The organism is Streptomyces sp. NBC_00996 (assembly GCF_045162675.1).
GTDB lineage: Bacteria > Actinomycetota > Actinomycetes > Streptomycetales > Streptomycetaceae > Streptomyces.
Genome location: NZ_CP108723.1, coordinates 5,556,610 through 5,576,771 on the forward strand (window position 1 = coordinate 5,556,610; position 20,162 = coordinate 5,576,771).

Below are 20,162 nucleotides of genomic sequence, written 5' to 3' on the forward strand. Positions count from 1 at the left end.
CCCGGTCAGGCCTGAGCGGACGCTGAGTTCCGCACCGTGTCGATCAGGTCGGAGAGATCGGCCGCCAGCAGCACGTCCGCCGGGCTCAGCTCGACGGACGTGGTCTCGCCGATGCGTGACGACAGCTGGATCGCCAGGATCGAATTGCCGCCCGACTCGATGAAGTTGTCCTCGAGGCGGGCACCGGCCACTCCCAGCACCTCGCACCACAGCCGACGGACCTCACCGGGCACGGCATCCGTGCCGAACGATTCGCCGTCGGGCTCGTCGGGCTCGTCGGGCGCGGCCGTCGCGATCCCCGCGAGCAGCGCACCGCGGTCCACCTTGCCGGTGGGGCCGAGCGGCAGTCGCTGCAGCACGGTCCACCGCGCGGGCAGCATGTAGTCGGGCAGCAGGGCGGCGAGAGCCGACCGGAGCTTCTCCGCGACGGTGTCTGAGCCGGCGCCACCTTGGTCGGCGGGCAGGGCGAAGCCCACGAGGGAGGCCGACCCGCCTTCGCCGGCCTTCTCCACGACCGCCTCCGCGACCAGGCCCGTGGCGATCGCCGCTCGCTCGACCTCCTCCAGTTCGACGCGGAAGCCGCGCAGCTTCACCTGCCGGTCGAGCCGGCCGAAGATCTCCAGCCGGCCTTCCGGCGACCGTCGGACCACGTCTCCCGTGCGGTACACCGTCCCCGGCTCGTTGGCGCCGGTCAGGGTGACGAACCGTTCAGCGGTCAGGTCGGGGCGGCCCAGATAGCCGAGTGCCACTCCCGGCCCGCCGATGCACAGTTCGCCGCGCTCCCCGTCCGCAACCGGACGCAGGTCCGGGCCGAGGACATGGAGCGACGTGTGCTGGATCGCGTGCCCTATGGGCACCTGGTCCACGCGGTCGAGCCGTTCGGGGGTGAGGTCGTAGTAGGTGGCGAAGGTCGTGGCCTCCGTCGGCCCGTACACGTTGACCAGCCGGCCCGGGGGAGCGGCGGCGAGCACCCGGCGGGCCGCTTCGGGGTTCATCGCCTCACCGCCCACGAGCAGTGTCTCCAGCGTGCCGAGGGCGGCGGGCCGCTCCAGGGCGATCACGTGGAACAGGGAGGTGGTCAGGAACAGTGCGTCGACGCGTGCAGTGCCCAGCAGCTCGGTCCAGCCGTCCAGCCCCATGACGGCCGCGGACGGCAGGACGACGACGGTGCCGCCGGCCACGAGAGTGGCCCAGACCTCGAAGGTGGTGGCGTCGAAGGCGGGGTTGGCGGCGTTGCCCACCCGTGTGCCCGGCTCGATGCGGCAGTAGACGGGGGAGTCGGCAAGGCGGCGCACGGCGCGGTGGGGCACCACGACGGCCTTGGGACGGCCGCTGGTGCCGGACGTGAAGTTCACGTAGAGCGGGTCCTCGCCCAGGACCTCGGGGTCCGGGTCCTGAGGGTCCTCGCCGCATTCGCGTACCATGTCGACCACCGGGATTCCGGCCGGCAGTGCCGTCGCACGGTCCCGCTCCTCCGGTGCCCCGATGAGACAGCGGGCCGCCGCGTCGGTCAGCTGGGCGGCCGAGCGCTGCCGCGGTGCGCCGGTGTCCAACGGGACGTAACAGGCTCCCGCCCTGGCCACGGCGAGCAGGGCGACGACGAGGTCCGCCGAACGGCCGAGGTCGATGCCGCAGGCGTCTGCGCGGCGCACGCCCGCCGATCGCAGCCGCGCGGCCAGCGCGCCTGACAGGTTCCACAGTTCCCGGTAGGTGACCTGCCGTCCGGTGGTCGGCTCGATCACGGCGAGGGAGTCCGGGCGACGCCGGGACTGCTCACCTACCACTTGGTGCACGGGGTCCGAAGGTTCGACCCGCAAGCGGGCATGCTGCTGGATGTCCATGAGGAATGGGATTTCTTGAGAGGGCGGATACGGGCGGTGGCTCGACGGAGTTCGCCCTATCCCGCGGAGTCGGCCAGCTTCCAGAAGTTGGCGAGCCAGCACAGGACGTTGCGCATGGCGTGGTGGTTCACATCCGGCTTCAGGGCCCCGCCCTGGAAGAACCTCTGCCCCTCGATGGCGGGACCGAGCACGGTGATCCGCCGGTCGACGGAGCCGTCCGGACGGACGACCTGGAAGTCTTCCGTGAGGTCGAGTCCGCCGGGTTCGAAACCCGGGCCGCCGGGCTGCGGGTTGTGCCATTTCCGCACGATGCCGCGACGCAGCAGGTTCGGGTAGAGCGGCGCGATGTCGTCCGAGGCGTCGAAGGAGGGGACGCGGGCATCCACCAGGACGTCGATCCGGCGCACGGCACCGGTGCGCGGTCCGACGACCACCAGGTCGTCACCGCGGGTGTCCACCCGGGCCTGCGGTCCCGGTGACACGTCGAGGATGCCGTGCTCGATGAGTGCCTGGATCCGCTCCATCACGTCCGGCACCGGACCGTACGCCAGCCGGTTGTGCTGACGCAGCCATGTGCTGAGAAACTTCCGGTGCGCCTCGGCGTGCAGGCCACCGAAGTTGACGGCGTGCACGATGACGGGGCGCAGCCCGCGCCACACGCCGTCCGCCGCCGTCTTGGCAGGGTTGACGAAGACGCCCTGACGCGCCCGGAGATGGTCGGTGGTCATGAACTCGACCATCGCCTTGCGGTACTGCTCCGGCGACGTCTGCTCACTCTCCGGGATCGGGTTGAGCGTCCGCTCCCAGGAGAACAGGTTGCCGGAGGGAAGCACGGCGTGCCGGGTCGGTGACTCCAGGCCGGCGATCAGTGAAGCGACCTCCGCCGGATCGTCAAGGACGGCTTCCAGACGCTTCCGGGCGTCCTCGCCCAGGACCACTTCCGCGTACCGCTCGAGGAGGGCTTCGAAGGACCAGGGCCGCTCGGCGGACCGGAGCGAGGCGTACGACGACCGACCCAGCAGCAGGGACTCGAGGGCGGTGACGGCCTCGGCGACGCTCTCCTGCATGGGGGCCGTCAGCGAGCGGACCGAATCCTCCGCCGGCGCGGTCCCCGCGGTCCGGCCGAGGAAGTCCTCGCGGGCGGCGGCCGATACCTGCGTGAGGTGCCGAGATAAGTCGGGGCCGAACAAGGTCGCGTAGTACAGCAACCACATCTCGGCGACGATGAGCGGTAACAGATGGCGGTCGTAGTCGAGTTGCCGCGCCGTCACCTCACCGACGCGGACCGGGTCGCTGCCGAAGTCGCGGCGCAGCCGGTCGACGGCGTCGACGGTGAGGAAGACGCCCTGGTGCTTCGGCTTCGGCGCCCCGGGCGGGCTGAACTCATGGGGCCGGGCGAAGGCGAACAGGCCGGACTCGCTGAAGGCGACGATAGAACGCGGTTCTTCCCCGGACGGCACGTAGCGCAGTCCACCGGTGTCGGTTCTGCGGAAGCGGCCGCCGCGTCCCTCGGTGAGGTGCAGGATGAGGTCGATCCCGGTCAGCATGGTGCCGGCGCATCCGACCACCTTGCCGGGCCCTGCCGTGCGGGGGGTGAGGCGTTCATGGAGCGGGTAGGCGCTCGGCACGTAGACGGCACCGGGTACGGCCTCGGCGCACTGGGCCCAGTGACGGGTGCGCCCGGCGCGCATGGGGTCGTTGCAGGAGTGACCTGTCAGAAGAAAGACCTGGTCGACGGCCGTTCGTACGGGAGTGCCGGCCTCGTCGTCGACCACCGCGACCGAGGTGATCAGCAACGGCCCGTCCGCCCCCGGGAGGTCGGCGAGATCCTCCATGTCGGTGACTTCGGCATGGTGCAGCGTGACGGTGACCGAGGGCCAGGAGCGCAGCGACTCCACGTACCGGGAGAACTGCTCGCGCAGGGCCATGCCGTGCAGATAGCGCCTGGGCCAGCTGTCGGGCTCGATGTCGAAGCGCGGGTCGGCGGTCTCCGCGAACTTACGCCGACACCACGCGTACAGGCTGGGGCGGTCCCGCTCGGGCAGGAGAGCGCCTGCCACCTCGTTGCTTTCGTCCGCACCGAACGACACATGGTCGGCCATGCGGTTGAGGAAGCTGGTGGGAGCCTGCAGGGGACTGTGCACCCCGCCTGCGCCGAACTGGCCGGTGCGGTCGAAGACATGAATGTCGAGGGCCGCCCCGTTGCGCGCGGCCACTGAAGCGGCCAGCCGCTCCATCGCGTATGTGCAGTACGGACCGCCACCGACAATTGCCAGGCATATCGGACTCACAACTATCTCTACCCCGTTGTTACTGATAAAGGTGAATCCGGACATGGCTGTCCATGTTCGGACCTACCGTAGATGCACACACACCTTCGATTCCGTCTGGTCAAAAGGGATTAGTGGTGTGAGTGCCACCGTTCAGCGCGTCATGACCGCGCTGGATGTGCCGCAGAATCTGCCGTCGAGCCCCCTCCCCGTGTCTCGTTTCACTTCCCCGGACGTTCGGCATGTGCCGCACGGGGAAGTGCTCGAGGTCGCTGGAGTTTAGCTCCCGGCATGACCTTTGACTACTGCATTTGATCTAGCCCATGCAGTGCGGAAGCGAGGGGCGATTGGTGCGTCAGTAAGCCTTCTGCAGCTTGAAGTTGCTGGTCACGGGGTGAATCCAGCTTGGTGGGGGTCCGCGGGCCGCAAGGGTGCACAGCGGGGTTTACCTGAATTTGAAACTGTCGGCGCCCGGCGAGGACCGAGGGAGAATCGGAAGCGGAGCCTCACTTTCCGCGCGGGCTCCGCTCCGACTCAGGCAGACTTCAAAGACTGGACAGAGGCCAGGGTTTCCGCGAGGTTTTTCCAGATCTCCGCGGCCAGATCCATGTTGGACGCCTCGTGCGCCTCGCGTGCCAGCTTCTCGATGGCCTGCACACCGGCCTCGACCTGTCCGGACACGATGTCGAGGAGATGGACGACCACTTCGAACCGGACCCTGTCGCGGAACTCGAGATCCTCGGCGTCGGAGCCGATCTCCGCGCACAGGGCGCGCGCCGCGTCGAGCTCCCCGGCCTGGAACAGCGCATGGGTGCGGATCACGCGGAATTCCAGGCGCTGCCTGGGCGTCCCGACCAGAGCCAGGGCCGGCTCCACCTCGTTGATGGCCTGCTGGGCTTCTGCCAGGCGGCTGGGATGCATCTGCAAGTAGAGCGATGCGGCAGCGAAGCGCAGCCGCATCCACTGTTTGAGGTCGTCGCCGCTGCTGCTCAGCTCCAGGGCCTCGGCCAGGCAGGTCGCGGCGGCTGTGTGGTTTCCGTGCCGGACGTACACACTGGACGCGGTCCACAGGGCTTCGACCCGCATGGCTCCAGAGACGTCCCGCGAGAGCACTTCGAGGTCCGCCACGTGCTTCAGCGCGTCGGGCAGCCGACTCACTTCGGCCTCGGTGGAGATCAGCACCATGAGGGTCCGCACCACATCGGCCTTGGGAAGTTCGTGCTGGATCGCGTCCGCGTATGCATCGGACGCGAAGGAGTTGGCTGCCTTCATGTCGCCGATGGAGCGGTGCAGGCGCGACAGCAGGACACGGGAGCGGACGCGCAGCTCCGGCACCCCGCTCTCATCGGCAGCCTTGAGCAGCTCCTGGCCGACGGTCAGCTGCGCCTCACGGGAGGTGCGTTCCACTTGCAGCTCGGCCAGTGACCACAGTGCCAGCCACCGCAATGCGAGCGACAGGTCGGCCTGGTCGTGCACGACACGTTCGAGCAGGGCCAGGGCATGGCCGTCGCCGCTGTCGGGTGCGGTGACTGCCTTGACCAGATCCTCGGTCGGTGCCCCTTCCACAGGGGGAGGCCCCTCGAAGGCCGAGACAGGCACATCCAGCACGTCGGCGAGGTAGGCGACGACCTTCGGTGTGGGCGGCCGCGCGCCGGACTCCAGGCGGGAGAGGTAGCCCGGAGACATGCTGTCACCGGCCAGCTTTGCCTGGGAGAGTCCTCTTTCCTGCCTGAGCGTGCGCAGTCGCCTGCCGAAATGTGGCTGATCGAGCATCGCGGAACCCCTTCCTGGCCAGGCCGTGCACGTGGGGGTGGGAGGCAACCGCATGGTTGCCTCCCACCCCCCACTGCTTGGCAGCTTGACAGTTGCCAGAGCGCTTGTCAATTTTTGGTAATATTTACTGTTGTCAACTCGGCAATGCTCTGGCAAGTCGCTCAGTGCGCCTCGGTAAACGGAGCTTACGGCCAGTCAATCCTCGTGCCCTCGGGGCCTGCCATGGAAGCCGTGTGGGACGAGGAGCCCTTCGGCGTGGTGTCCCCGACGTGGCTGATGCCGAAGAGGATGGCGAACAGGCTCAGAGCGGCTCCGCAGCGGGCTATGTATCGCATGTCCAATTCCCCCAGTAAGTGTGAAGCACCTGTTGACCTGGTGCTCGGCGCGAGTTGCGCACGGTCGTGCCCGGTATGGGTCGTCGTGTACCCGTCCGCCCGGTGCCAAGGTGACCTCCGGGGTGGACGTGACTCACGCTAGCGATCTGGCACAGGATTGACAACCTCTTGGCAAGTCTCGATCCGATGTGCCAACATTCGTGACAGCGACGTGCCAAGCTGTGTCACGCAAGATGACACGGCGTTGCCGCGTCGCTCTGGTGGTCGGTAACCCGAGGAGTGAGGCTTGATGGTGAATCCGCTCGATGATCCCCAGGGGCGGTTTGTCGTGGTGGTGAACGACGACGGTCAGCACGCGCTCTGGCCGGAGTTCTCCGACGTACCCGCCGGGTGGGCGGTCGTTCATGGGCCGGCCGACCGGCCGGCGTGCATCGACTACGTCAACGCGCACTGGACGGACATCAGGCCGCTGAGCCTCGTGGCGCAGATGGGTGCGGGCCGGTGACCACCGTCGCCGGGCAGCGAGGTGCCCGAACACCGGATGCGGCCGAACCAGATCCGGCCGCCCAGACGCGGCTGGACTCCATGTCGCCGGCGAAGCGCGCACTTCTGGCGAAGCGCCTGGCCGGCCGAGGCCGGGGGGCGGGCGCCACACAGGCTTCCACGGACGAGGCGGAATCCCGTCCGCTCTCCGCCGCTCAGCGGCGCGGACCGCTGAGCTTTCCCGAAGAACGTTTCTGGATCGCCTACACCTTCGAGGACCAGTCGTCCGCCTACCACGTGCCGGTCACCCTGCACCTCAAGGGGGCACTGTCCGTGCCGGCCCTCACGGAGGCGCTGCGGACACTGACCGCCCGGCACAGCATCCTGCGCACGCGCTATCCGATCGGCCCCGAAGGCGAACCGATCGCCGTTGTCGGCGCCCACGAGCCCGTCGACCTGCCCTGCCGGGACGTGGCGGGCGATCCGTGGGAACTGCTCGACCGTGCCACTGCCGCACCGTTCGACCTGGAGGTCGACGCGCCGATCCGTCCTGTGCTGCTGAGGCTTTCCGACGAAGAGCACTACCTGCACATCACACTGCACCACATCGTCACGGACGCCTGGTCGACCAACATCCTGCTCCAGGAGCTGAAGACCGCGTACACCGCGCACGCCCGGGGCGAGCGGCCCGCGCTCCCCGCGCTCACCGTCCAGTACCGCGACCACGCACGTGGGCAGCGCGCCCAGGCCGAGCGGTTCGCCCGGCAACTGGCCTACTGGCAGAAGACGCTGGACGGCGTGCCGCGCGACCTCGGGCTGCCCACCGACCGGCCCAGGCCGGCGGAGCACCGGCCCCTGGTCCCGGGGCGCTGTTTCACCGCCGCGATCCCGGCGGATCCGGCCCTCCAGCTGAGCCAGTGCACGGGGACGACCCTGTTCATGGTGCTGCTCGCGGCGTACTCGGCGGTCCTCGGCCGCCGCGCGGGCCGCGAGGACGTGGTGGTCGGAACGCCGGTGGCGGGCCGGCCCGACCCCGCGGTCGATCCGTTGATCGGATGCTTCATCAACACGCTCGCGATGCGGACGGACCTGTCCGGTGACCCCACCGTCGCCGAGCTGCTCTCCGGGGTGCGGGAGCGCACGCTCCATGCCTACGAGAACCAGGAAGTGCCGTTCCAGCAGGTCGTCGAGTGCGTGGGCGAGCGGACCGGCGGACGCAAGGCGCTGTTCCAGGCCTGGCTGGCCCTGCAGAACGTTCCCGACGCGCCGCTGGAGATGGCGGGCCTCGAGGTCGAGGAGACGGCCGACGTCATCGAGGCGACGAAGTTCGACCTCACGTTCCATCTCCTCCCCGCGGGGGATCGGCTGGAACTCCGAGTCGAGTACGACACCTCGCTGTTCGACGAGTCGACGGTGCGCGGCCTGGTCGAGGAGTTCAGCGCCTTCCTCACGGCTGCCGCGGCCGACCCGGACCGCCGGCTTTCCGAGATCGCACCCCGTACATCCGATCTGGAGGTCCTCCAGTGGCGGTAACCGCCAAGCCGGGCTCGCTCTTCCGGCACCGAAGTTTCTTCCTCCTGTGGTCCAGTCAGTCCGTCTCGTTCCTGGGGACGCAGATCACCTATGTCGCACTCCCCCTGACCGCGGTGCTGGTTCTGGACGCGACGCCCATGGAATCCGGGCTGGTGGGGGCGCTCGAGAAGCTGCCGTTCCTCTTGTTCGGACTCTTCGTCGGCGTCTTCGTGGACCGGCAGGCCCGACGCCCGATCCTCGTCTGGACCAACGCCGTCCGGTTCGCCGCGCTGGCCTGGATCCCGTTCGCCTACATGCTGGACATGCTGACCATGGGGCAGCTGTTCCTGGTCGTCTTCGTCGTCGGCACGATGACCGTCTTCTTCGAGATCGCCTATCCGTCCTATGTTCCCGGCCTGGTCGGCCGCGAACGGCTGATGGAAGCGAACGGGAAGCTCCAGGTGTCGGAGTCCGTGGCGGAGGTCGCCGGCCCCGGCACCGCGGGAGTGCTGATCAGCGCCCTGAGCGCGCCCGTGGTGATCCTTCTGGACGCCGTGAGCTACGCCGTTTCCGCCCTGACCCTCCTGAAGCTGCCGGCGGACGCGGCTCCGCAGGCCCCGAAGGACACCGATCGGAAAGCGCCCTCGGTGTGGGCGTCTGTGCGCGAGGGATTCAGCGTCATCAAGCAGCATGCCCTGCTGTGCTGGTGCACGGTGGCAGCCGTCTTCACCAGCCTCTTCTTCAGTGCCGTGATGGCCGTGTACTTCCTCTTCCTCATCAGGGAGGCCAAGGTCGGAGCAGCCGAGATCGGCGTGATCACGGCAATCGGCAGCGCCGGTGCCCTGTGCGGTGCGCTGGTCGCCGACCGGTTGACGCTCCGGCTGGGCGTCGGCCCGACGTTGGTGCTGTCCCTCGGTTTCCCGGCATTGGGCTACCTCGTCCTCGCGAGCGTGCACGGGAACTCCTTCGGGGCGGTCGCCACCGCGGCGGTCGCGAGCTTCGTCGCCCTCTTCGGCATCCCCGTCTTCGACGTGACCGTCATCAGCTTCCGGCAGGCGGTGACCCCGGACCACCTGCTGGGGCGGGTGAACGCCACGGTGCGCACCTTCGCCTGGGGCGCCCTTTCGGTGGGCTCGCTGCTCGGTGGCGTGCTCGGTTCGGCCCTGGGCCTCCGGCAGGCCGTCCTGGTGTCGGCGATCGGCCTGTTCGTGCCGTCCGTGATTCTGCTTCTTTCCCCGGCTCGCGGTGTGCGCCGGCTGGACGAGGCCGCACAGGCCGCAGCCCAGGCGCAGTTCGCCCAGCCGCCTCTCCAACTCGACCAGTGAGGACCGTCATGACCGCAACGTCTCCCACGAGCGTCCGGGGCATCCGTCGTCGTGTCGCTGTGTCCGGCACGCAGGACCTGGTGTCCGTCGGCCACAGCCCGCACTCCGTCATCTCCGTGATCGAGCCCACGGCGCCCTCGGTCGACCTCGGCCACTGGGTGCGCACGAACCGCTCCCGCGTGGAGGCACTGCTGGGCGAGCGCGGCGCGGTGCTGTTCCGGGGCTTCTCCATATCCTCGGCCGAGGACTTCCACGCCGTCGTCAAGTCGTGGTCCCCGCAGCTGCTCAACTACACCTACGGATCGACGCCGCGCAGCCGCGCGGACGTGGCCGGCGTGTACACCTCCACCGAATATCCCGCCGACCAGACCATCCCGCAGCACAACGAGATGGCCTACGCACGGATCTGGCCGACGTACCTGTGGTTCTACTGCCACCAGGCCGCCGCTGCGGGCGGCGCGACACCGCTCGCGGACAGCCGCCGCGTCGCGGCGCACCTGGACCGTTCGCTGCTGGACGAGTTCGCCCGGCGGGGGGTGCGCTACGTGCGCAACTACGGGACCGGGTTCGACCTGAGCTGGCAGCAGGCGTTCGAGACCGAAGACCGTACGGAGGTCGAGGCTCTCTGCCGGGCCCAGGGCATCGAGTTCACCTGGCACGGGGACGACCAGCTGCGTACCTCGCAGATCTGCCAGGCCGTGATCGAGCACCCCGTGACCGGGGCGGAGCTCTGGTTCAACCAGGCGCACCTCTTCCACACCTCCGCACTGCCCGACGAGGTGAGCGCCGAACTGCTGGACGGCGACCCCGCGGACATCCCGCGGCAGGTCCACTTCGGGGACGGCGAGTCCATCGAGGACGCCGTTCTCGACGAGGTGCGCGCCGCCTTCGCCGCCGAGACGGTGCGCGAGCCCTGGCAGGAGGGCGATGTCCTGCTGATCGACAACATGCTCGTCTCGCACGGGCGGGACCCGTACGAGGGCCCGCGCCGGGTCCTGGTGGCGATGACCGACGAGCACAACGGATCTCAGAACGAATGTACGGGGGAATGACAATGACCGCGGTCGAACCCGAGCAGATCGAGGGTTACCAGCTTTCGCCCCAGCAGCAGGCGGTGTTCCTGCGGGAGGGTGCGCGCAACCGGGCCGAGCGCAGCGTGCGCTGCCCGTCGAACATCGCCCCGGGCCTGCTGGCCGGGCGGATGGAAGCACTGGTCGCGGAGCACGAGATCCTGCGCACCAGGTACGTGTCCCTTCCCGGGCTGCGGCTGCCCGTCCAGGTGGTGGACGCGGCGGGACCGGTCGACGTCGGGCCCGGACCGCTCGGCAGCACGCTGCTGCGGGCCGGCGAGTTCACGGTGGAGCACACCGACAGCCCGGACGGCACCCTGCTCCGCCTCGGTCTGCCGCGGCTGAGCGTGGACCGTACGACCTGGAGTCTGATCATCGGGTTCCTGCTCGGCCAGGCGCCCCAGGACACCGACGCGCAGGCTGCGGAGGAGAGGCTCCAGTACGCCGACGTCGCCGACTGGCTCGCCGATGAACTCGCTTCGTCGGACCCCGCCGAGGAGACGGAGGAGACGGCCGGCACCCGGACCGCACTTCCGTTCCTCGCTCCCGCCCGCCTGTGGAACCCCGACGCCGAGCCCGAGACGCTCACCCTGACGGTCGAGGGCCCGGTGCTCCAGCGGCTGCGGACCGCCGCCCGTGACCTCGACGTGGACGAGGCGGCGTTGCTGCTCGCCGCATGGCGGTCCCTGTACGCGCGCTACACCCACAACAGCGACGACCGGGTCCTGATGGTCACGGACGGGCGCTCCGCGGACGGACTGGGCGGAATGCCGGGCCCGTTCGACCGCCCGGTGGTCACGCGCCTGCCCCTCGACCCGGAGGACGCGTACGCGAGCGCCGCGCGTGCCGCGGCCGGTGCCCTGCGGGACGCCGCGGCGAAGGAGTGCCACTGCGACCCGCAGACCACCGTCAGCGGCGACTCCGGCCCCGTACTCTCCTTCCGCTACCAGCGGGACCCCTGGGCCGCGGCCACCGAACCGGGGCTCCTCGACAGGTCCGAGACGCCGGGCACGCTCCACCTGGAGTGCATCGAGGGCCCCGAGAGCCTGTACCTGACCTTCGCGGGCACCGGCGCGCGGATCGCCCTCGGTGACCTGGTACCGCTCGCCGAGGCGTACGAGCAGCTGCTCGCCGACGCCCTCGCCGACCTCGGGCGGGCCGCGGGCACCCTGCGTCTGGTCGCGGCCACCGCGTCCGTGCCGCCGGCCGACCTCGCCGACGAGCAGGAGACGGTACTGCGACGCTTCCTGGAGCAGGCCGGGCGAACGCCCGACCTGGCCGCGGTCCGCAGCGGGGACGAGACGCTGACCTACCGCGAACTGGCCCGGCGGGCCGAGGCGGTCGGTGCCCTGCTGCGCACCCGGGGAGTGCGGGCGGGCGACCGGATACCCCTGCTGGCCCCGGCATCGGCGGACACGCTGGCCGCCATGCTCGGCATCTGGCTGGCCGGGGCCGCGTTCGCGCCCGTCGACCCGGCGTGGCCCACGGAGCGCATCGAGACCGTGGTCGGCCAACTCGGCTCCGCACCGGTTCTCGTGCCCCGGGCCGCCGCGCATGTCGCGCTCTCCGTCCCGTCGCTGCCCGTGCCGGACCCCGACGGCCTGCCCGCCGGCCTCACGCCGGTTTCGGCCACCGCCGAGGGCCCCGCGTACGTGATTTTCACCTCGGGTACCTCGGGGCTGCCGAAGGGCGTCGTAGTGGGCCACCGCCAGCTGGCCCACTACGCCGACGCCGCTCTGCACCGGTTCGGGCTGCCGGAGGGCGCCGGGTTCGCGGCCGTGTCCACCCTGGCCGCGGACCTCTCCTACACGGCCGTGTTCCCCACGCTCGCGAGCGGCGGCTGCGTCCATCTCTTCGACACGGATGTCGCCACCAGCCCGCGGGTGCTCGCCGAGCGGCTGCGCGCCCACCCCGTGGCCGCGATGAAGCTCGTACCCTCGCACCTCTCCGCGCTGCTGGCCGAGGCCGACGACCCGCGGGAGCTGCTCCCGCGCGAGGTGCTGGTGCTCGGCGGCGAGCCGCTGCCGCGCGCGCTGCACGACCGGCTGCGCGAACTCGCTCCGGGGCTGCGGGTGTTCAACCACTACGGGCCCACGGAGACCACCATCGGAGCCTCGTGTCTGCCGCTGGGGGCGGCGGTCGACGAGCGGTGCTCCTCGGTGCCGGTGGGCACCGGCCTCGGGCGCAACACGCTGACCGTGGTCGACGGCGAGGGCCGGCCGCTGCCGCCGTGGTGCCCCGGCGAGGTGCTGATCAGCGGCCCCGGCGTCGCCCTCGGCTACCTGTCCGAACTGGACGAGGGGCGCGCCGGCTTCGGCCGGCCGGGCGACGAGGGAGGCTACCGGTCCGGCGATGTCGGCCGGCTGGTGCCCGGTGTCGGCGTCGAGGTCATCGGCCGCCTCGACGACCAGGTCAAGCTGCGCGGCTACCGGCTCCAGCTCGGTGAGGTCGAGGCGTTGCTGCACTGGCAGCCCGGCGTGCGCGCCGCGGCCGTGGTCGCGCGTACCGACGACAACGGCCTGGTGTCCCACCTCGACGCCTACGTCGTGGGAACCGCCGAGGAGAACCCTCCGTCGGTCGCGGACCTGCGGACGGCTCTCGGCGGCGAGCTCCCCGCGGCCCTGGTCCCGACCGGATGGCAGGTCCTGGACCGGCTGCCGCTGACCCGCAACGGCAAACTCGACCGCAAGGCCCTGGCGCCGGTGGAGGCGCAGCGCACCCGGGCCGGCCGCCCGCGCGACTCCGTCGAGCAGCGGCTGCTCGTGCTGTGGTCCGAGGTCCTGGGCGTGGACGGCATCTCACCCGAGGACGACTTCTTCGAGCTCGGCGGGCACTCGCTGCGCGCGATCAAGCTGATCTCCCGTACCAACGCCGCCTTCGGCTGCCGGCTTCCGATGTCCTCGATCTTCAGCGCGCGGACCGTCGCCACCATGGCCGAACTGGTGCGCGGCAGCGATGCGCAGGACTCCAACCTGGTGCCGCTGCGGCACGGCAAGGGCGCCGCCCCGGTCTTCTGCATCCACCCGGGTGGCGGAAGCACACTCAGCTACTGGGAACTCGCCCGCCTGCTGCCGGCCGACCGGCCCGTGCTCGGCGTCGAGTCCTGGGGGCTGCACGGCAGGCCGCCGCACGTGGACTTCCACGAGATGGCGGAGAACTACGCGGAGACGATCGCCGCGGCCTGCGACGAGCCGCCGGTGCTCATCGGCTGGTGCTACGGCGGACTGATGGCCCTGGAGACGGCCCGGGCCCTGCGTCGCAAGGGCTGCGAGGTGGCCAGGCTGGTGATCGTCGACTGCCCGGCGCCCGGGTACGACGAGGAGGACGAGGCCGGTGACGCGCCACAGCCGCTGACCGAATCGGTCCTCGTCGGCCGCTTCGCCTGGCACTACGAGCTTCAGCTGCCCGAGCAGCTGCCCTCGGGACCCGCGGCGTACGACCTGCTCCTGGAGGCCATGCAGAGCAAGGGTCATCTGCCGCCGACCGCCGGCGGGGACGAGCTGCGCACGCTGTTCGACGTCTACGCCTCGAACATGACCGCGCTGGAAGGGCTCTCCGAGGACACGGACACGAGCACCAGGACTCCCGACTACCCCGTCCTGCTGGTCCGCGCCGAGCCCGCGGGCGAGCCGCAGGACGAGGACCGGACCTGGGGCTGGCGTGCGCTGGTCGGGCCCGGTCTCTCGTGCGCCTCCGTCGACGCGGACCACCACGGCATCATGCGCGCGCCCGAGGTGGGCGAGCTCGCCGACCTGGTGGCGCGGGCCGTCGAGGAGCCCACGACTCGGGGGCGGGGCGACCGTGACTGAACGTCGACAGCCAGTCCCAGAGCCGTCCGCGTTGCGTCTGCCGACGGACCGGGTGCCTTGCGCCGAGCGGCGCCGCGGCACGCAGTCCCTCGGGTTCACCCTGGACCCGGCCACGGTCCGGTGCCTCGACGAGGTGGGCCGGGCGCACGGAGTCACCCGCTCCACGACACTCCTCGCCGTCTTCCAGCTCGTCCTGGGCCGGTACGCGGGCGTGCGGGACGTCGGCGTCGACGTACGGGTGTCGTCGGACGACCGCTCCGCCCCCGGCACCCAGGTCGTCGTCAGGGCGCGCTGGGAGGACCAGCAGAGCTTCGCAGAGTTCCTGCGAGAGGTAAGGGAGTGCGTACCGGCGGCCCTCGGGGCGTCGGACGTGCCGGGCACAGTGCCACCGTTTTGGACCGAGGACCTGTCCGTGGCGTGGCAGGCGGAGCCGGCGGAGCACTCGGGTCCGGGCGCGCTGCGCGGTACGGCCGAGTACGACGGCGACCTGCTCGACCACGCGACGGTCGAGCGGCTGGCCACGCACTACCTCACCCTGCTCGCATCGGCGCTGGCCTCGCCCGAGGCACGCATCGCGGACCTGGCACACACCACGCCCGGGGAACGCTCCCTGCTGGCCGCCTGGGGAACCGAAGGGGGCGCGGCCCGCGCCGGGAGCGTCGTGGAAGCCTTCCACGCCCGGGCCGAGGCCACCCCGGACGCCGTCGCGCTGGTCTACGGCGACGAGACCGTCACCTACGCCCGGCTCCGGGAGCGTGCCGCGCACGTGGCACACCGGCTCATCGAGCGCGGCGTCGGGCCGGAGAGCGTGGTCGGCCTCGCCATGGAGCGGTCGGCGTCGCTGGTCGTCGCCATGCTCGGCGTCCTCACCGCGGGCGCGGCGTACCTGCCGCTGGACCCGGGACACCCGGAGGCGCGGCTGGCGTTCATGGTGGAGGACAGCGGGGCGTGCCTCGTGCTCGCCGACCGTGACGTCGACTTCGCCGACGGGGTGCCGGTCCTACGGGCCGACGAACTGGGCGCGTCGGGCGCGGACCCCTCCCGGCCCACGGGGGAGGTGCGTGCGGTGCATCCGGAGCAGCAGGCGTGTGTGCTCTACACCTCCGGATCCACCGGCCGGCCCAAGGGGGTCGCGATCACCCACCGGGGGATCGTGCGCCTCGTGTGCGACGCGGACTACCTCGGCTTCGGGCCCTCTGACGTCGTGGCGCAGGTGGCCAACACCTCCTTCGACGCGGCCACCTGGGAGGTCTGGGGCGCGCTGCTGAACGGTGCCCGGCTGGTCGGGATCCGCAAGGACGAGGCGCTCACGCCCGACCTGCTGCGGGCCCGCATCGAGGAGCACGGCGTCACCGCGATGCTGCTCACCACCGCCCTCTTCCACCGGTGCGTCGACACCGCGCCGACCATGTTCGCCTCGCTGCACACCCTCTTCTTTGGCGGCGAGGCGGCGGACGCCCGGCGGGTGGCGGCCCTGCGTACGGTCGCGCCCGGGCTGCGGCTGGTGAACGCGTACGGGCCCACCGAGGGCACCACCATCGCCAGCACGTACGACGTCGTGGACACGGCGCCGGACGCGGCCCGTATGCCCATCGGCCGGCCCATCGCCGACACCCGCCTGCACGTGCTAGACCCGTACGGCAGGGAGTCCGGCATCGGCGTGCCCGGCGAGCTGTACATCGGCGGCGCGGGCCTCGCGCGCGGCTACGTCGGACGGCCCGACCTGACCGCGGAGCGGTTCGTGCCGAGCCCGTTCGGCGTGGGCGAGCGCCTGTACCGCACCGGCGACGTGGTGCGCTGGCGCGAGGACGGTGTCCTCGAGTACCTGGGGCGCGCGGACACGCAGGTGAAGATCCGGGGCGTGCGCATCGAGCCCGACGAGATCGCCGGCGTGCTCTCGACGCACCAGGACGTGCGGGCGGCCGTCGTCGACGTGCAGGGCGCGGACGGCTCCGAGCGCCTCGTCGCGTACGTCGTCCCGCGGGGCGAGCGGCGGGCGGCGCCGCGCGAGCTGCGCGCGTACGTCGCGTCCCGGCTGCCCGAGGCGATGGTGCCGGCCCGGTACGTGACGCTGCCCGAATTGCCGGTCACCCCCAACGGCAAGCTGGACCGCCGCGCCCTGCCCGCGCCGTCGGACGCGGACGGCGTCCAGGCCGAGACGTACGTCGCGCCGCGTGGCGCGACCGAGGAGCTCGTCGCGCGGGTCTGGGGCGACCTCCTGGACGTCCCGAGGATCTCCGCCCACGACGACTTCTTCGCGCTCGGCGGTCACTCCCTCCTCGCGACGCAGGCCGTGGCGCGCGTCGCGGCGCATCTCGGGGTGGAACTCGGCGTCCGTGCGGTCTTCGAGGCACCGACGGTCGCGGGGTTCGCCGCGCGCGCCGCGGCGGCCCGCCGCGGGGACACCCACCTTCCCGTCGCCGCCGCCGGCGACGGCCCGCACGCGCTGTCCTTCGCCCAGCAGCGCATGTGGTTCCTGGACCGGCTGGCTCCGGGCAGCCCCCTGTACAACGTGCCGTTGGTGCTCACCGTCGACGGACCGCTCGACGTGACCGCTCTCGGGGAGGGCGTCCGAGCGCTGGTGCGGCGCCACGCCTCGCTGCGCACCCGGCTGGTGGCGGACGGGGACGAGCCGCTCCAGGTGGTCGACGCGGACGCGGAACTCCCCGTCGAGGTCGAGGACCTGCGGCACCTGCCGGAGGCGGTGCGCGAGCGTGAGGCGGACGAGCGCGCGCAGCGCGAGGCCGAACGACCCTTCGACCTGGCCCGGGGGCCGTTGGCCCGGGTCCGATTGCTGCGGCTCGCCGAGGAACGGCACCTGCTGCTGCTCACGATGCACCACGCTGTCTCCGACGGCTGGTCGGTGGGCGTCCTGATCCGCGACCTCGGCGCGCTGTACGAGGCGGCCCGCAGCGGCGCGGCGGCATCGCTGCCGCCCCTCCCGTTCCAATACGCGGACTACGCGGCGTGGCAGCGCCGGTTCCTCGACGGTGGCGCGCGCGACGAGCAACTCGCCTACTGGAAGGACCGCCTCACCGGGGCGCCCGCCGGGCTCGACCTGCCGACCGACCGCCCGCGTCCCCCTGTCCCCCGGCACTCGGGGGAGGTGTTCCCGTTGCGGCTGACCCCCGAGCTCACCGAGCGCCTCGGCGAGGTGAGCCGGGCGCACGGCGTGACCCGCTTCATGATGCTCCTGGCCGTCTTCCAGCTCGTCCTGGGCCGGTACGGGGGGGCGCGGGACGTCAGCGTCGGCACGCCGGTGTCGGGGCGCACCCGGCCGGAGTTCGAGGATCTCGTCGGCTTCTTCGTGAACACGCTGGTACTGCGCACCTGCTGGGAGGACGGACTCACGTTCGCGGAGTTCCTCGCCCGGGTGCGGGAGACCACGCTGGGCGCCTACGAGCACCAGGACGTGCCGTTCGAGCAGGTCGTGGAGACGGTACGGCCGCCACGCGACCCGAGCCGGACGCCGCTGTTCCAGGTGATGCTGGCGATGCAGAACGCGCCGGCGGGCACCACCGCGTTGCCCGGCCTGACGGTGTCACTGCGCGAAGGCGCGGTCAGGGTCGCCAAGTTCGACCTGACCGTGGCGTGGGAGGAGGCGTCACTGGACTCCGGCGAGCTGTGCGGCTCGGTGGAGTACGACGTCGACCTTTTCGACCGCACGACGGTCGAGCGGATGATGCGGCACTACGTCACGCTCCTCGGCTCCGCGCTCGCCAGGCCCGACGCACGCCTGACCGACCTGGAGATGATCGGCGCCGAGGAACTCACCGCCCTGGTCGGGTCGGTGGTCGAGGCGCCCGAGCGGCCGGCCGCCACGTTGCACGGGCTCGTCGACGCCGCGGCCGCACGCGCGCCGGAGCGCACGGCACTGGCCCACGGCGACCGGTCGATCGACTACGCGGAGCTGCGGAAGCGTTCGGACGCCGTGTGCGCGCATCTCCGCGCGCACGGGGTGGGCGCGGGCGACACCGTCGTCGTACGGATGGACCGCTGCCTGGAGTGGCCCGCCGCGCTTCTCGGTGTGGTCAAGGCGGGCGCCGCGTATGTCCCGGTCGACCTGGGCACCCCGCCGGAACGCCTCGGCCACGTGCTGCGCGACGCGGCGGCCGCCCTGGTCCTCGGGTCGCGCGCGGACGGCGCGCCGCAGGACGTGGCGGTGCCCTTCGCCGCCGTGGAGGACGCCTTCGAGGCCGGGGCCGACGCGCCCGTCGGGGAGCACGCCGTGCACCCCGCGTCGACCGCGTACATCCTGTACACCTCCGGCACGACCGGCCGTCCGAAGGGCGTGTGCGTCAGCCACGCGAACCTCGTGCACACGCTGGAGGCGGTCGCGGAGCGGTACGGACTCGGCGCGGAGGACCGGGTCCTGCAGTTCGCGTCGCTCACCTTCGACGTGGCGGCGGAGGAGCTCTTCGCGAGCCTCGTCCGCGGCGCGAGCGTCGTCCTGCTGCCGACGGGGCACGTACCGGGCATCGACGAGCTGACGTCCCTCGCCCGGCGCGAACGCCTGTCGGTGCTCAACCTGCCCGGGTCGTACTGGCACGAGTGGGTGTCCGCCCTGGACCGGCACTCGCCGGCGGCGTGCCACGCGCTGCGCCTCGTGGTCGTCGGCAGCGAACGCGTCGACGGTGCCAAGCTCGCCGAGTGGCAGGCCACTGCGCCCGCGCACATCCGGCTGCTCAACGCCTACGGTCCGACCGAGACGACCATCACGGCGACCGTCCACGAGCCGTCCGCCGCCGCGGTGTCCGGGCGTGCGCCGGGCGGCACCGTCCCGATCGGCAGACCGCTGCCCGGGGTGCGCGCCTACGTGCTGGACGCCGCGCTGCGGCCGGTTCCGCAGGGCGTCCCCGGCGACCTCTACATCGCCGGTCCCGGAGTCTCGCACGGCTACCTCGGCGACCCCGGGCGCACCGCCGGGTCCTTCCTGCCCGACCCCTGGGGGCGGCCCGGCGAGCGCATGTACGCCACCCGGGACCGCGCGCGCCGCGGTGCCGACGGCGAACTGGAGTTCCTCGGGCGCACCGACGACCAGATCAAGCTGCGCGGCTTCCGCATCGAACTCGGCGAGATCGAGGCCGCCCTCGCCGCGCACCCGGGGGTGCGGGACGCGGCGGCGGTGCTGCGCGAGGACACCCCCGGCCGGCCGGAGCTCGTGGGGTATGTGGCGTTCGCGGGCGCCACGTCGGAGGCGGAGCTGCGCGCGCACCTGGAGCAGCGTCTGCCGGGCTACATGGTGCCCACCGCGATCGTCACGCTCGACCGGCTGCCGCGCGGTGAGCGCGGCAAGACCGACCGGCGCGCCCTGCCGCCCCCCGCGCGCCCGAAGCGGACGACCACGACGCCGGACGGGCCCATGGGTGACGTGGAGCGCGTGGTCGCCTCGATCTGGCGCGAGGTCCTCGCCGCCGAGCACGTCGGCGTGGACGACAACTTCTTCGAACTGGGCGGCCACTCGCTCCTCGTCGTGCGGGTGCAGTCGCGGCTGACCGAGACGCTCGGCACGGCGGTGCCCGTGGTCGACCTGTTCCGGTACTCGACGGTGCGCACCCTCGCCCGGCACCTCGCCGCCGGCGACGGGGCCACGGCGGCCGCGGGCGGCGAGGGACGCCGCCGCGCCGCCGCCCGCCGGCAGCGGCAGGGCGCACGGGCGGCGAGGACCAGGAGGCAGCCGACATGAGACCGCAGACGCCGCGGACGGATGTGAAGCCACCGATGACGGACCACTTGGAGACAGA

General features: G+C 71.6%; 10 protein-coding genes. 6 read left to right on the forward strand and 4 right to left on the reverse strand.

Annotation, left to right across the window (positions count from 1 at the left end):
* Positions 1–5: 5 nt before the first annotated feature.
* The 4 genes from OG390_RS26165 to OG390_RS26180 all read right to left on the reverse strand — a co-directional run bounded on the left by OG390_RS26165 (position 6) and on the right by OG390_RS26180 (position 6,219).
* A complete protein-coding gene (locus OG390_RS26165; protein WP_406171529.1) occupies positions 6–1,841 on the reverse strand; it encodes a non-ribosomal peptide synthetase in 1,836 nt (611 codons plus the stop codon).
* Between the two features lie 56 nt (positions 1,842–1,897).
* A complete protein-coding gene (locus OG390_RS26170; protein ID WP_406171531.1) occupies positions 1,898–4,132 on the reverse strand; it encodes an FAD/NAD(P)-binding protein in 2,235 nt (744 codons plus the stop codon).
* 513 nt (positions 4,133–4,645) lie between these two features.
* Entirely contained in the window at positions 4,646–5,884 is a 1,239-nt protein-coding gene (locus tag OG390_RS26175) for a helix-turn-helix domain-containing protein (protein WP_406171533.1), read from the reverse strand.
* 185 nt (positions 5,885–6,069) lie between these two features.
* Positions 6,070–6,219 (reverse strand): hypothetical protein, encoded by a 150-nt coding sequence (locus OG390_RS26180; protein ID WP_406171534.1) that lies wholly within the window; start codon positions 6,217–6,219, stop codon positions 6,070–6,072.
* Between the two features lie 289 nt (positions 6,220–6,508).
* Here OG390_RS26180 and OG390_RS26185 point away from each other — a divergent pair, with 289 nt between their 5' ends.
* Genes OG390_RS26185 through OG390_RS26210 form a run of 6 tightly spaced genes read left to right on the forward strand, consistent with a single transcriptional unit; the run spans position 6,509 to position 20,104 of the window.
* On the forward strand, positions 6,509–6,724 hold the full coding sequence (locus tag OG390_RS26185) for an MbtH family protein (protein ID WP_406171536.1): 216 nt from the start codon (positions 6,509–6,511) through the stop codon (positions 6,722–6,724).
* A complete protein-coding gene (locus tag OG390_RS26190) occupies positions 6,721–8,235 on the forward strand; it encodes a condensation domain-containing protein (RefSeq protein WP_406171538.1) in 1,515 nt (504 codons plus the stop codon). The genes OG390_RS26185 and OG390_RS26190 overlap by 4 nt, the downstream gene beginning before the upstream one ends.
* Positions 8,226–9,539, forward strand: coding sequence for an MFS transporter (locus tag OG390_RS26195; protein ID WP_406171540.1), 1,314 nt, complete (start codon positions 8,226–8,228; stop codon positions 9,537–9,539). The genes OG390_RS26190 and OG390_RS26195 overlap by 10 nt, the downstream gene beginning before the upstream one ends.
* Positions 9,540–9,547: 8 nt before the next feature.
* Complete coding sequence (locus tag OG390_RS26200; protein ID WP_406171542.1) at positions 9,548–10,591, forward strand: TauD/TfdA family dioxygenase; 1,044 nt, start codon at positions 9,548–9,550, stop codon at positions 10,589–10,591.
* Positions 10,592–10,593: 2 nt separating this feature from the next.
* Positions 10,594–14,418, forward strand: coding sequence for an AMP-binding protein (locus tag OG390_RS26205; protein WP_406171544.1), 3,825 nt, complete (start codon positions 10,594–10,596; stop codon positions 14,416–14,418).
* 31 nt (positions 14,419–14,449) lie between these two features.
* Complete coding sequence (locus OG390_RS26210) at positions 14,450–20,104, forward strand: amino acid adenylation domain-containing protein (RefSeq protein WP_406171546.1); 5,655 nt, start codon at positions 14,450–14,452, stop codon at positions 20,102–20,104.
* Positions 20,105–20,162 lie beyond the last annotated feature (58 nt).